The 261-nt window shown below is 70.1% G+C and carries 1 protein-coding gene; it reads right to left on the minus strand.

Annotated features, from left to right (window positions below):
• On the minus strand, window positions 1-261 hold a 261-nt coding region (locus tag NLU14_RS22230), incomplete at both ends, for a copper resistance protein CopC (RefSeq protein WP_275710695.1).

Raw genomic sequence — 261 nt, forward strand, 5'->3', positions numbered from 1 at the left:
GCCCCGTCGACCGCGGACGATCGCGACCGCGATCACGACGCCGACGGCGAGGAAGATGATGCCTCCGCCCACCGCGTAGGGGACCGCGTTGAACCCTTCCGACGACCCTTCCGCCTGCTCGCCGGCCGATTCGCCGCACTCCTCGACCGCCGCGACCTTCCCGTCCTCACCCACCGAGAACGTGAACTGATCCGAGAGAGGATGCCCGTCGCTCGAGACGATCCGCCACTGGACGAGGACCGCCCCCTCGACCGGTCCGTC

Source organism: Marinobacter iranensis, from assembly GCF_029207565.1.
Taxonomy (GTDB): Bacteria; Pseudomonadota; Gammaproteobacteria; order Pseudomonadales; family Oleiphilaceae; genus Marinobacter; species Marinobacter iranensis.